General features: G+C 59.7%; 13 protein-coding genes and 1 pseudogene. 1 reads left to right on the top strand and 13 read right to left on the bottom strand.

Features of this window, described 5'->3' with window-relative positions; genetic code table 11:
• Position 1 precedes the first annotated feature (1 nt).
• A complete protein-coding gene (locus tag ACFQDL_RS11460) occupies positions 2-742 on the top strand; it encodes a TrmB family transcriptional regulator (RefSeq protein ID WP_379909132.1) in 741 nt (246 codons plus the stop codon).
• Positions 743-876: 134 nt separating this feature from the next.
• On the opposite strand, the gene ACFQDL_RS11455 is transcribed toward ACFQDL_RS11460, so the two are convergent.
• From ACFQDL_RS11455 to mnmG, 13 genes and pseudogenes are all read right to left on the bottom strand, one after another.
• Positions 877-1,305, bottom strand: a complete 429-nt coding sequence (locus tag ACFQDL_RS11455; RefSeq protein ID WP_379909131.1) for a F0F1 ATP synthase subunit epsilon — start codon at positions 1,303-1,305, stop codon at positions 877-879.
• Between the two features lie 34 nt (positions 1,306-1,339).
• Complete coding sequence (gene atpD, locus ACFQDL_RS11450) at positions 1,340-2,737, bottom strand: F0F1 ATP synthase subunit beta (protein ID WP_379909130.1); 1,398 nt, start codon at positions 2,735-2,737, stop codon at positions 1,340-1,342.
• A gap of 37 nt (positions 2,738-2,774) precedes the next feature.
• Entirely contained in the window at positions 2,775-3,638 is an 864-nt protein-coding gene (atpG, locus tag ACFQDL_RS11445) for a F0F1 ATP synthase subunit gamma (protein WP_379909129.1), read from the bottom strand.
• Positions 3,639-3,710: 72 nt separating this feature from the next.
• Positions 3,711-5,255 carry a F0F1 ATP synthase subunit alpha gene (atpA, locus tag ACFQDL_RS11440; protein WP_379909128.1) on the bottom strand — a complete coding sequence of 515 codons (1,545 nt, stop codon included), beginning with the start codon at positions 5,253-5,255 and terminating at the stop codon, positions 3,711-3,713.
• 15 nt (positions 5,256-5,270) lie between these two features.
• Positions 5,271-5,807 carry a F0F1 ATP synthase subunit delta gene (locus tag ACFQDL_RS11435; RefSeq protein WP_379909127.1) on the bottom strand — a complete coding sequence of 179 codons (537 nt, stop codon included), beginning with the start codon at positions 5,805-5,807 and terminating at the stop codon, positions 5,271-5,273.
• 12 nt (positions 5,808-5,819) lie between these two features.
• On the bottom strand, positions 5,820-6,290 hold the full coding sequence (locus tag ACFQDL_RS11430) for a F0F1 ATP synthase subunit B (protein WP_379909126.1): 471 nt from the start codon (positions 6,288-6,290) through the stop codon (positions 5,820-5,822).
• Positions 6,291-6,345: 55 nt separating this feature from the next.
• Positions 6,346-6,576, bottom strand: a complete 231-nt coding sequence (atpE, locus tag ACFQDL_RS11425; protein WP_379909125.1) for a F0F1 ATP synthase subunit C — start codon at positions 6,574-6,576, stop codon at positions 6,346-6,348.
• Between the two features lie 88 nt (positions 6,577-6,664).
• Entirely contained in the window at positions 6,665-7,486 is an 822-nt protein-coding gene (atpB, locus tag ACFQDL_RS11420) for a F0F1 ATP synthase subunit A (protein WP_379909124.1), read from the bottom strand.
• Positions 7,487-7,508: 22 nt separating this feature from the next.
• Positions 7,509-7,898 (bottom strand): ATP synthase subunit I, encoded by a 390-nt coding sequence (locus ACFQDL_RS11415; RefSeq protein WP_379909123.1) that lies wholly within the window; start codon positions 7,896-7,898, stop codon positions 7,509-7,511.
• Between the two features lie 318 nt (positions 7,899-8,216).
• Positions 8,217-9,094 (bottom strand): annotated as a pseudogene (locus ACFQDL_RS11410) (ParB/RepB/Spo0J family partition protein).
• Positions 9,094-9,951: a ParA family protein gene (locus tag ACFQDL_RS11405; protein ID WP_379909121.1), complete on the bottom strand. Its 858-nt coding sequence runs from the start codon at positions 9,949-9,951 to the stop codon at positions 9,094-9,096. The pseudogene ACFQDL_RS11410 and the gene ACFQDL_RS11405 overlap by 1 nt, the downstream one beginning before the upstream one ends.
• Positions 9,952-9,953: 2 nt before the next feature.
• The gene (gene rsmG, locus ACFQDL_RS11400; RefSeq protein ID WP_379909120.1) at positions 9,954-10,580 is read right to left on the bottom strand and encodes a 16S rRNA (guanine(527)-N(7))-methyltransferase RsmG; all 627 of its coding nucleotides are present in this window, start codon (positions 10,578-10,580) and stop codon (positions 9,954-9,956) included.
• The gene (gene mnmG / locus ACFQDL_RS11395; RefSeq protein WP_379909119.1) at positions 10,580-12,475 is read right to left on the bottom strand and encodes a tRNA uridine-5-carboxymethylaminomethyl(34) synthesis enzyme MnmG; all 1,896 of its coding nucleotides are present in this window, start codon (positions 12,473-12,475) and stop codon (positions 10,580-10,582) included. Before mnmG ends, rsmG begins: the two co-directional genes overlap by 1 nt.
• Positions 12,476-12,681: the final 206 nt, after the last annotated feature.

Raw genomic sequence — 12,681 nt, 5'->3', positions numbered from 1 at the left:
AATGACCGACTCCATCTTCGCACAACTCGGCCTCGACGAACGCGACGTCCGCATCTATCGCGCCCTGCTCAGCCTCGGCCCGAGTGCCATCCGCACCATTGCCGACAAGGCCGGCATCAACCGTGGTACTGCCTATGAATGTCTCAAGGGCCTGCAGAGCAAGGGGATCGTGACCTACCTGCCCAAGGGCAAGCGACGCTATTTCTCGCCCCGGGACCCCGAGGTGCTGCTGCAGCTGGCACAGGAACGTCAGTCCGCACTGGACAATGCGATCGGCCAGCTGCGCAGCCGGCTGATTCCGGAACTGAACCACCTCAAACCCGAATTCAGCACCGCCAATGTGCAGTTCTACGAGGGTGACGAAGGCATCGAGTTCGTGCTGCGGGACATCCTCAACACCGTTGCCGGCAACGCCGACCCGGTCTATTCGGTGTTCTCGTCCAAGCCTATCCGACGCCACCTGTACCGCCCCTTTCCGAACTACACGGTGCAACGCATCGCGCGGGGGATACGGGTGCGGGTGATCGCCATCGGCGAAGGCGGCGAGGATGCCGAATTGTCGGAGCGCAAATGGATCAGGACCGAAGGCAGGGTGGATGCCGCCTATATCGCCATCTATCCACCCAGGGTCGCGATCATCTCGCTGGCATCGCAGAACTACCCCACCGCCGTGGTGATCGACTCCCGCGAAGTCGCCGCCGCGCAGCAGATCGTGTTCGATACACTGTGGGGGTTGTTGTGACCGTAGGAGCCCCGCCCTCGGGGCGAATAAAGCTGGCAGCGGGTTGGTTCGCGGCGAGGCGCCGCTCCTACGAAAGAACGAAAAAAGGCAGCCTGAGGGCTGCCTTTTTGTGTCGAGTGCAGATGGCTGAGTGATCAGCCCTTGCCGCTTTTCTTGCGGATCTGCTGCAGGGTACGGAGCTGGGCTGCAGCTTCCGCGAGTTCTGTCGCCGCCCGCGAGTATTCGAACTCGGCGGTTTTGTCAGACATCGCCTGCTGGGCGTGCTTCTGCGCTTCGAGTGCGGAGGCTTCGCTCAGGTCGTGGGCTCGCAGCGCAGTGTCTGCCAGTACCGTAACCTTGTGCGGTTGCACCTCGATGTAGCCGCCGGAGACGTAGAAAACGTCTTCCTGGCCGCCCTGCTTGCGCAGCTCGACAGGGCCTGGTTTCAGTTCCGTCAGAAGCGGAGCGTGACCCGGGTAGACACCCAGGTCACCCAGGCTACCTGTTACCGATACGAACTCGATCAGGCCGGAGAAGACTTCGCCTTCGGCACTCACGATATCGCAATGAACAGTCATAGCCATGCTAGTTACCTCTTATAGAGTTAGGCCAGGAAGCTTAGATTTTCTTGGCTTTCTCTACCGCTTCGTCGATACCGCCGACCATGTAGAAGGCCTGTTCCGGCAGGGAGTCGAACTCGCCTTCCAGGATGCCCTTGAAGCCACGAATGGTGTCTTTCAGCGATACGTACTTGCCCGGAGCGCCGGTGAAGACCTCGGCCACGAAGAACGGCTGCGACAGGAAGCGCTGGATCTTACGCGCACGGGCAACGATCTGCTTGTCTTCTTCAGACAGCTCGTCCATACCCAGGATCGCGATGATATCCTTCAGTTCCTTGTAGCGCTGCAGTACGCCCTGCACCTGACGGGCAACGTCGTAGTGCTCCTGGCCGATGACCAGCGGATCCAGCTGACGGGAGGTGGAGTCCAGCGGATCCACGGCCGGGTAGATACCCAGCTCGGCGATCTGACGGGACAGTACCACGGTCGCATCCAGGTGGGAGAAGGTGGTCGCCGGAGACGGGTCGGTCAGGTCGTCCGCCGGTACGTATACCGCCTGGATGGACGTGATGGAACCGGTCTTGGTCGAGGTGATACGCTCCTGCAGAACGCCCATCTCCTCAGCCAGGGTCGGCTGGTAACCTACCGCCGACGGCATACGGCCCAGCAGTGCCGATACTTCGGTACCCGCCAGGGTGTAACGGTAGATGTTGTCGACGAACAGCAGTACGTCGCGACCTTCGTCACGGAACTTCTCAGCCATTGTCAGACCCGTCAGCGCCACACGCAGACGGTTGCCCGGCGGCTCGTTCATCTGACCGTAGACCATCGCTACTTTCGACTTGTCGAACTGCTCGACGTTTACAACGCCCGCTTCCTGCATCTCGTGGTAGAAGTCGTTACCCTCACGGGTACGCTCACCGACACCGGCGAATACCGACAGACCGGAGTGCTGGGTCGCGATGTTGTTGATCAGCTCCATCATGTTGACGGTCTTGCCCACACCGGCACCACCGAACAGACCGATCTTGCCGCCCTTGGCGAACGGGCAGACCAGGTCGATGACCTTGATGCCGGTTTCCAGCAGCTCGTTGGTCGCTGCCTGTTCCGCGTAGGTCGGGGCCTTGCGGTGGATCGGCATGCGCTCTTCTTCACCGATTTCACCGCACTCGTCAATCGGGTTGCCCAGCACGTCCATGATGCGGCCCAGAGTGGCCTTGCCCACGGGCACGGATATCGGCGCACCAGTGTTTTCTACATCCCAGCCACGGCTCACACCTTCGGTCTGACCCATGGCGATCGCACGAACGACACCATCGCCGAGCTGCTGCTGGACTTCCAGCGTCAGGCCGGTCTTGGTGACGGTCAGAGCGTCATATACCTTCGGCACGTTGTCGCGCGGGAATTCCACGTCGACGACGGCGCCGATAATCTGAACGATTTGTCCGCTACTCATGTTCGGATCCTCTTAACTTTTAAACCCGTTCACTGCGTTAAACAGCCGCCGCACCGCCGACGATCTCGGAAATTTCCTGAGTGATCGCGGCCTGACGAGCCTTGTTGTAAACCATCTGAAGCTCGTCGATGAGGTTGCCGGCGTTGTCGGTTGCGTTCTTCATCGCCAGCATACGGGCTGCCTGTTCACAGGCGTTGTTCTCGACCACCGCCTGATAGACCACCGACTCGACGTAGCGCGAGAGCAGGCCATTGAGCAGCTCCTTCGCGTCCGGTTCGTAGAGGTAGTCCCAGTGGTGGCTCAGCAGTTTGTCGTCGTCTTCCGCGCGCAGCGGCAGCACCTGCTCGACCGCGGGCTTCTGTGTCATGGTGTTGACGAACTCGTTCGACACCACGAACAGGCGGTCCAGCTTGCCTTCGGCGAACGCATCGAGCATCACCTTGACGGAGCCGATCAGATCGGCCAGTCCCGGCGCATCGCCCAGATGGGTTTTCGCGGCCACGACGTTGCCGCCGTAGTTTTTGAAGAAGGACACCGCTTTCGCGCCCAGCGCACAGATCTCGATAGCCACGCCCTTGTCGTGGTATGCCTTCATGCTGGCCACGGCCGACTTGAACGCGTTGACGTTCAGGCCGCCGCAGAGGCCGCGGTCGGATGCCACTACGATGTAACCGACACGCTTGGCCTCGCGCTCCTGCATGTAAAGGTGGCTGTATTCAGGATTGGCTTTCGCCAGGTGCTGAATCACGCCACGGATACTGCGCGCGTACGGACGGGACGACTGCATGCGATCCTGGGCCTTGCGCATCTTGCTCGCCGCAACCATTTCCATGGCGCTGGTGATCTTGCGCGTGCTCCCGATACTCGCAATCTGCGTCTTAATCTCTTTTCCGACTGCCATAGTTCCGCCTTTTTACCTTGACCTGGTATCCGGTCTGCGGACAGCGCCCGCAGACCCTTCGCCCGAAGGCTGTTACCAAGTCTGGGTTGACTTGAACTTCTCGATGCCGGCCTTGAACTGGGCAGCGATCTCGTCGTCGTAAGCGCCTTTTTCATTGACCTTGCCCATCAGGTCCGCGTACTCGGACTTGAAGTAGGAGATCAGGGCCGCTTCGAAGTCGCCGATCTTGTTCAGCTCAACGTCGTTCAGGAAGCCTTCGTTCGCCGCGAACAGGCTCAGGCCCATTTCGGCTACGGACATCGGCGAGTACTGCTTCTGCTTCATCAGCTCGGTGACGCGCTGGCCGTGCTCCAGCTGGGCGCGGGTGGCGTCGTCGAGGTCGGAAGCGAACTGGGCGAAGGCCGCCAGTTCACGGTACTGCGCCAGGGCGAGACGGACACCGCCGCCCAGCTTCTTGACGATCTTGGTCTGGGCCGCGCCACCAACTCGGGATACGGACAGACCGGCGTTGATGGCCGGACGGATACCCGAGTTGAACAGGCTGGATTCCAGGAAGATCTGGCCGTCGGTGATGGAAATCACGTTGGTCGGAACGAACGCGGAGACGTCGCCGCCCTGCGTTTCGATGATCGGCAGCGCGGTCAGGGAACCGGTCTGGCCTTTCACTTCACCGTTGGTGAACTTCTCGACGTAGTCGGCGTTCACGCGGGCGGCACGCTCGAGCAGACGGGAGTGCAGGTAGAAAACGTCACCCGGGTAAGCTTCACGGCCCGGCGGACGACGCAGCAGCAGGGAGATCTGGCGGTAGGCCCAGGCCTGCTTGGTCAGGTCGTCATAGATGATCAGCGCATCTTCACCGCGGTCGCGGAAGTATTCGCCCATGGCACAGCCGGCGTACGGTGCCAGGTACTGCATGGCGGCCGGGTCGGCGGCGCCGGCAGCCACGACGATGGTGTGATCCATCGCACCGTGCTCTTCCAGCTTGCGCACCACGTTGGCAATGGTCGACTGCTTCTGACCGATGGCAACGTAGATACACTTGATGCCGGTGCCTTTCTGGTTGATGATCGCGTCGATGGCAATCGCGGTCTTGCCGATCTGGCGGTCGCCGATGATCAGCTCGCGCTGACCGCGGCCGATCGGCACCATGGCGTCGATCGCTTTGAGACCGGTCTGCACCGGCTGGTCGACGGACTGGCGGGCGATAACGCCCGGCGCGACCTTCTCGATGGCGTCGGTCAGCTTGGCTTCGACCGGGCCCTTGCCGTCAATCGGGTTGCCGAGGGCGTCGACGACGCGACCCAGCAGTTCCGGACCGACCGGCACTTCCAGGATGCGGCCGGTGCAACGGGCAGTCATGCCCTCGACCAGGCTCTGGTAGTCGCCCAGTACCACGGCACCCACGGAGTCACGCTCCAGGTTCAGTGCCAGACCGTATACGCCGCCGGGGAACTCGATCATCTCCCCGTACATGACATCAGCCAGACCGTGGATCAGGATGATACCATCGGACACGCTGACGATAGTGCCCTCGTTGCGGGCTTCAGAAGACACATCGAGCTTCTCGATGCGCTTCTTGAGAATCTCGCTGATCTCAGATGGATTCAGTTGCTGCATGATAATTCCTCACCCTCAGGACGTCATCGCTTCGGCCAGCTTCGCCAGACGGGCGCGGACCGAACCGTCGATCACCAGGTCTTCGCTGCGAACCACGACCCCGCCCAGGATGCTCTTGTCGACCTGGGTGGTCATTTTCACGGCGCGGCCCAGTTTGGTGCCGATGGCCTGAGATAGTTTCTGTTGCTGCTGCTCGTCCAGTTCGAAAGCCGTGGTCACGTCGATGTCGACGGACGCTTCCTGACGGGCTTTCAGCTGCTCGAACTGCGCCTGGATTGCCGGGAGCAGAAAAGTGCGATGGTTCTCGGCCAGCAGGGAGATGAAATTCCTGCCGGCGTCGTTCAGTTCGTCTTCGCAGACGCTGATCATCGCGGCCGCTTTCTGCTCGCTGCTCAGAGCAGGGCTGCTCAGGACCTGGGCCATGCGCTCGTCCTGAACCACCACGGCGGCCGTTGCGAGCATTTTGGACCACTGATCGAGAGCGCCCTGTGCCAGCGCGTATTCGAATGCAGCTTTGGTATAAGGCCGAGCGACTGTATTGAGTTCAGCCATCTTAAACCTCGCTTAAAGCTCAGCGGACAGCTTCTCAAGCAGCTGTGCGTGGGCTTTTTCGTCAATAGAGGCTTCCAGAACCTTTTCAGCACCCGCCATGACCAGAGCAGCCACCTGCGCACGCAGGGCTTCTTTGGCACGGTTCGCGTCCTGTTCGATTTCGGCCTGAGCAGCGGTCTTGATGCGGTCTGCTTCAGTCCGCGCCTGCTCTTTGGCTTCATCGATGATCTGGTTTGCCCGCTTATTGGCCTGTTCAATGATGGCGGCGGCCTGGACCTTGCTCTCGTGAAGGTTTGCAGTGGCCTTTTCCTGGGCCAGATGCAGATCACGGGTGGCACGGTCGGCAGCTTCAAGACCTTCGGCAATCTTCTTCTTGCGTTCTGCGAGGGCCCCTGTAATCGGGGGCCACACGTACTTCATGCAGAATACGACGAAGATGAAGAATGCAATGGCCTGACCAATGATGGTGAGATTGATATTCACGCCATTACCTCTCGCGGTTGTCTAATAAAGTAGGTGTTCGAATGACTACTACTTATTAGCCGGCAACAGCGAACAGGACGTACAGACCCAGACCCACGCCGATCATCGGAATCGCGTCGACCAGACCCATGACGATGAAGAACTGGGTACGCAGCAGCGGAACCAGTTCCGGCTGACGGGCTGCGCCTTCGAGGAACTTGCCACCCAGGATACCGATGCCGATAGCAGCACCGATTGCACCCAGACCCAGCATCAGCGACGCAGCGATATACAGCAGTTCAGCCATTTTGATTTCTCCAGATTTTTCAAGGTTAAGTTAAAGTTTCAAGTTTTAAAGCAAACTGTTTTGCAATGATCGCCGATCAATATTTCAATCAGTGATCGTCGTGGGCCATCGCCAGGTACACGATCGTGAGTACCATGAAGATGAATGCCTGCAGGGTGATAATCAGAATGTGGAATATCGCCCAGGGTACCGACAGCACCCACTGGATCCAGAACGGCAGCAGTGCGATCAGAATAAAGATCATTTCGCCGGCATACATGTTACCGAAAAGACGTAGCGCCAGTGAGACCGGCTTGGCCAGCAGGCCGACGATTTCGAGGAACAGGTTGAACGGCAGGAAAACCTTCGGAAGCGGCTGGAACGACAGCTCTTTCAGGAAGCCGCTCACGCCTTTCTGCTTGATGCTGTAGTAGACGATCAGCGCGAATACGCTGAAGGCCATGCCGCCGGTCGCGTTGACGTCGGTGGTCGGCACCACTTTCATGAAGTGGATACCCATCTGGCCGGCGATGTACGGCAGCCAGTCGACCGGCACCAGGTCCATCAGGTTCATCAGGAAGATCCAGACGAAGATGGTCAGTGACAGCGGTGCAATCACCGGGTTCTTGTAGTGGAAGATACCCTTGACGTTGTCATCGACGAACTCGATGACGGTCTCGATGAAGTTCTGGGTGTTGCCCGGTACGCCGGCTGTCACGCTTTTCGCGACCTTGCCGAAGAACCACAGGAAGAATACACCCAGGCCGACGGACCACAGCATGGTATCGACGTTGATCGCCCAGAACCCCATCTCCGCCGCTTCCTGTGCGCTCTGCGCCAGACCCCAACCGGATTCCGGATGGTTGCCGAACGTCAAGTTCGTCAGGTGGTGGGATATGTATTCTGAGGATGTGACAGTTCCACTAGCCATTCTCAGTCTCTCTTTTAAAGTTTCAGGAACCTGTTGTCGGCATCATCCTGGCATAGGCAATCCAGCCGATCAGCTGCTGCAGGATGAAAGCGCCAAATAGGGAAAATGGACTGAGGGGCTGAACCAGCACGAACACCAGGCTGAAACCCAGGATCGCCAGTGCCATTTTCCATATTTGGCCAATGTACATGGCCGCCAACACCTTTGGCCCTGTGAGGCCACGCCGGCGGGACAGTGTTTTCACTGCAAAATAGAGATTGGGCACCAGGTAAATCAGGCTTCCAAGCAGTGCCGACCAGGATTCCACCCGACCGGCGAACAGCAGCAAGCCGCCGCACAACAGCAGTGCAATGGCGGTTTGCAGAAGCAGGATTTGCAGTACACGACGCAGCGGCGAACTTTCCCTGTGCATTAACATGCCATCAACCGCTCAGGTCGCGTTTTTCGATGCCCTGAGTGCTCTATTTTTGAACACTGGCCCCAAATTCAGCGCGATGATTATAGGGGTAATGCTGTATAGCATCAACCGGAACCGGCGCCTTTTACACTAAGGTACAAGGTGGCGGGAAGCGGGATGGAACGGTTGTATTAATGGAATTCATGCAACCGGAATAATGGTAAACAACAACAGGGAAAGAAAGGAAACCAAAGGTTATTTTTTAACCAAAAAGCGTGGGCAGTTTACCGTCAACAGAAAAACAACTGATAACTGTAAACTGTCATCTCAAAACTACTTCAGGTACTGAAGTATCGAGTTGAGCTCCTCTTCGCCGCTATAGGCGATGGTGATTTTGCCCTTGCCTTTGGCGTTGGCACTGATCGAAACCGGGGTCGCAAAGCGGCGGCTCAACTCGCCGGCGATCTGCTCCAGGGCCGGATTCGGCGGCGGGGTTTCTTTCGGGGCTTCCTGCGGCTGCTGCAGTTTGCGTACCAGATCTTCGGTCTGACGTACCGTCAGCCCCCGGGCCACGACATCGCGGGCGGCTTCGATCTGGCCCTCGCCGGTCAGCGCCAGCAGCGCCCGGGCATGCCCCATCTCGAGATCGCCATAGTCGAGCATCTTCTTGACGTCTTCCTCGAGCTTCATCAGGCGCAGCAGATTGGCGATGGTCGAACGGGACTTGCCGACGGCCTGTGCGACCTCCTGTTGCGTCAGCCCGAACTCCTGCTGCAGTCGCTGCAATGCGACCGCCTCCTCGATGGGGTTGAGGTTTTCGCGCTGAATGTTCTCGATCAGCGCCATGGCGATGGCTGCTTCATCCGAGACTTCGCGCACCATTGCCGGCACCTCGTCGAGCCCGGCCATCTGACTGGCGCGCCAGCGGCGCTCACCGGCGATGATCTCGAATCGGCCGTCTTCGATGGCGCGCACCACTATGGGCTGCATCACCCCTGGGCGCGGATGGAATCAGCCAGTTCCTCGAGCGCGCGGGGCTCGATATCGCGTCGCGGCTGGTAACGCCCCCGCTGTATGCGTGCCGCCGGCAGCAGCCGGTAGCCATCGAGCGGCTCGACGTCCTGCTTTGCCGACGTCGGCTCATTGATTTCATTGACGGTCGACAGCAGTGCATCCAGCCCCCGGCCCAGTCCTCTTTTCATCGCGGCCATCAGTTCACTTCCTTCACGGCTTCGGTGCCCGCTTCGGCGCTGCGCATCTCTTCAGTCGCCGTTTTCTCGGCGGCGTCTGCAGCAGCCTCTTCCTGCTCGGTTTTGCGGATCAGTTCCCCGGCCAGCGCCAGGTAGGCCAGGGCACCGCGCGAACTCTTGTCGTAGAGCAGCGCCGGCAAACCATGGCTGGGCGCTTCGGCCAGGCGCACGTTGCGCGGTATCACGGTGCGATAGACCTTGTCGCCGAAGTAGTCGACCAAGTGGTTGGAGACATCCCGCGTCAGACTCATGCGCGGATCGAACATAGTGCGCAGTATGCCTTCGATCTTCAGTGCCGGGTTGAGCCGCTGGTTGATCTTGTTGATGGTACCGACCAGGGCGCTGATCCCCTCGAGGGCATAGTATTCGCACTGCATCGGAATGATCACGCCGGACGAACAGGCCAGGGCATTGACCGTCAACAGATTCAGCGACGGCGGGTTGTCGAGCAGGATGAAATCGTAATCGTCACCGACTTCCTGCAGCGCCATGCGCAGGCGGAATTCGCGCCGCGGCAGGCTCAGCAACTCCACCTCGGCCGCGGTCAGGTCACCGTTCGCGCCGATCAGGTGATATCCGGCGGGCGTGTCGATCAATCGGGCCTGCCGTGCGTCCGCCTGTCCGGTCAGCAGCTCATAGGACGACAGCTCCAGCGAGTGCTTGTCCACTCCGCTGCCCATGGTGGCATTGCCCTGCGGGTCCAGATCGATCATCAGCACCCGTTTCCTGGTTGCCGCCAGCGAGGCCGCGAGATTGACGCAGGTCGTGGTCTTGCCCACACCGCCTTTCTGGTTGGTGATCGTCAGGATTTTCGCCAAGATCAGTGTCTCCCAAGAATCAGCAGATGGCGGGCGCCTTCGGTGCCCGGTACCTGAAGCGGATGGCTGGCCTTGAGTGCATATCCGGCCGGCAGCGCCTGCAGTTCGTCCTCAGGATACAGTCCTTTCATTGCAAGAAAAACACCATCCTGGCGGCACAGCTGGGCGGTCCAGAGAATCATCTCCTGCAAGGAGGCGAAGGCACGGGAGATCACCTGATCGAAGGGCGCCAACCCGCAGCTTTCGGCCCGCGCATTGACGACGTCGAGGTTTTCGAGACCCAGTTCCGCCTTCACCTGAAGCTGGAAGCGGGTCTTTTTGCCATTGCTGTCGAGCGTGGTCACGGCGATATCCGGCCGGCAGATCGCCAGCGGAATCCCGGGCAGGCCCGGGCCGCTGCCGACGTCGATCAGACGCGGCCCCTCGATATGGGGCAGCACGCTGAGACTGTCGACCAGGTGCCGGTCGACCATTTCGTCCGGATCGCGCACCGCCGTCAGGTTGTAGGCACGGTTCCATTTCACCAGCAGACCGAGATAGGCCATCAGCTTTTCGGTCTGATCCTGGGTCAGTTCGATGCCCATCGCACCACTTTGGCGCACCAGTTTTTCCTTGAGTCGGGAATCCATCAGCCGGCCGCCTGCTCCGCATTCTTTTTGAACTGTGCCTTCTTCAGGTAGACCAGCAGCAGCGAAATCGCCGCCGGCGTCATGCCCTGAATGCGGGCCGCCTGGGCGATGGTCGTCGGGCGCACCGACTCGAGTTTGGAACGCAACTCGTTAGAAAGTCCGCCAACCCGGCCGTAATCGAGATCCACCGGCAACGGCGTATTCTCCTGGCGCCGCATCTGTTCGATCTCGTCGCGCTGGCGCTCGATATAGCCGGCGTACTTGAACTGGATCTCGACCTGCTCCGCGACCTGCTGGTCGGCAACCCCCTCGCCCTTCAAGTTCGCGACATCGGCGTAGTCGAGTTCCGGTCGCTTCACCAGGTCGGCCAGATTGTACTCGCGCGTCAGCGACGACTTGAGTTTGCTGTCGAGGGACGCTGCGGCTTCACTGCCCGGCTGAATCCAGGTGTCGCGCAGCCGCTGCTTCTCGCGTTCGATCGCTTCACGCTTGTCACAGAATTTCTGCCAGCGCTCGTCACCGACCAGTCCCAGCTCGCGACCTTTCTCCGTCAGTCGCAGATCGGCATTGTCCTCGCGCAGGATTAGCCGGTATTCGGCGCGGCTGGTGAACATGCGATAGGGCTCGGACGTGCCCATGGTGATCAGATCGTCGACCAGCACGCCGATATAGGCCTCGTCGCGACGGGGATACCAGGCGTCACGCTCGAAGGCGCGATGGGCGGCATTGATACCGGCGAGCAGTCCCTGGGCACCAGCCTCTTCATAGCCGGTGGTGCCATTGATCTGGCCGGCAAAGAACAGGCCCTGAATATGTTTCGTCTCGAGCGAATGCTTCAGGTCCTGCGGATTGAAGAAGTCGTACTCGATGGCGTAGCCCGGACGCGTGATATGGGCCTGCTCGAAACCGCGAATCGAACGTACCGCCTCGAGCTGGATATCGAACGGCAGGCTGGTCGAGATACCGTTGGGATAAAGTTCGTGGGTGCACAGCCCTTCCGGCTCGACGAACACCTGGTGCGAGGTCTTGTCGGCGAAGCGCATGATCTTGTCTTCCACCGACGGGCAGTAGCGCGGCCCGGCACCGGCGATGACGCCCGTATAGAGCGGAGAACGGTCGAGTCCCTTGCGCAGGATTTCGTGTGTACGCTCGTTGGTGTGGGTGATATGGCAGCTGATCTGCTGCGGCTGCTCCGACGAATCGCCGATATAGGACATCAGAGGCGTCGGGGTATCGCCGGGCTGTTCCTGCATCACGGAAAAATCGACACTGCGGGCATCGATGCGCGGCGGCGTGCCGGTCTTGAGGCGATCGACGCGCAGTGGCAGCTCGCGCAGACGGTCGGCCAGTGCGATGGACGGCGGATCCCCGGCACGTCCGGCCGAGTGTCGCTCCAGACCGATATGAATCAGTCCACCCAGAAAGGTCCCGACGGTGAGTATGACCGATTGGGCATGGAAGCGGATACCCGTCTGGGTCACGACGCCCTTGACGGTATCGCCCTCGACGATCAGGTCATCGGCGGCCTGCTGGAAAATCTGCAGGTTCGCCTGATTCTCCAGAATGTCCCTCACGGCTGCCTTGTAGAGCACCCGGTCGGCCTGGGCACGGGTGGCGCGTACGGCGGGCCCCTTGCGGGAGTTCAGTACCCGGAACTGGATACCACCGCGATCCGTTGCACGGGCCATGGCGCCGTCGAGCGCGTCGATCTCCTTGACCAGGTGACTCTTGCCGATGCCACCGATGGCCGGGTTGCAGGACATCTGACCCAGGGTTTCGATGTTGTGGGTCAGCAACAGGGTTCTGGCGCCCATGCGGGCAGATGCCAGTGCGGCTTCAGTGCCCGCATGACCACCACCGATCACGATCACGTCAAAACGACCTGGATAGTCCACCAACTCATACCTCTGCAGAGAATCATCCCGGACGGAGTCGCCCGGTGTCGAAAAGGGGGCTAAGTATACCCCTATGCGTGCTCATATAAAATGTACAAAAAACGATCAGCTTATCTTTGTCCAACTTTCCTTTAAAGAATCTTAAGAAAAGTATTCTTATATATCTTTTTCCTTGTAGGTTGTGATTATTAACAGCGGCCTTTGCT

Origin of the sequence: Marinobacterium aestuariivivens (genome assembly GCF_042661465.1) — a bacterium.
Taxonomy (GTDB): Bacteria; Pseudomonadota; Gammaproteobacteria; order Pseudomonadales; family Balneatricaceae; genus Marinobacterium_A; species Marinobacterium_A aestuariivivens.
This window is presented reverse-complemented; position numbering and strand designations above follow the sequence as displayed.

Coding starts and splice junctions, on each gene's coding strand:
- ACFQDL_RS11460 (WP_379909132.1), top strand. CDS start 2: ATGACCGACTCCATCTTCGCACAACTCGGCCTCGACGAACGCGACGTC.
- ACFQDL_RS11455 (WP_379909131.1), bottom strand. CDS start 1,305: ATGGCTATGACTGTTCATTGCGATATCGTGAGTGCCGAAGGCGAAGTC.
- atpD (WP_379909130.1), bottom strand. CDS start 2,737: ATGAGTAGCGGACAAATCGTTCAGATTATCGGCGCCGTCGTCGACGTG.
- atpG (WP_379909129.1), bottom strand. CDS start 3,638: ATGGCAGTCGGAAAAGAGATTAAGACGCAGATTGCGAGTATCGGGAGC.
- atpA (WP_379909128.1), bottom strand. CDS start 5,255: ATGCAGCAACTGAATCCATCTGAGATCAGCGAGATTCTCAAGAAGCGC.
- ACFQDL_RS11435 (WP_379909127.1), bottom strand. CDS start 5,807: ATGGCTGAACTCAATACAGTCGCTCGGCCTTATACCAAAGCTGCATTC.
- atpE (WP_379909125.1), bottom strand. CDS start 6,576: ATGGCTGAACTGCTGTATATCGCTGCGTCGCTGATGCTGGGTCTGGGT.
- atpB (WP_379909124.1), bottom strand. CDS start 7,486: ATGGCTAGTGGAACTGTCACATCCTCAGAATACATATCCCACCACCTG.
- ACFQDL_RS11415 (WP_379909123.1), bottom strand. CDS start 7,898: ATGCACAGGGAAAGTTCGCCGCTGCGTCGTGTACTGCAAATCCTGCTT.
- rsmG (WP_379909120.1), bottom strand. CDS start 10,580: ATGGATTCCCGACTCAAGGAAAAACTGGTGCGCCAAAGTGGTGCGATG.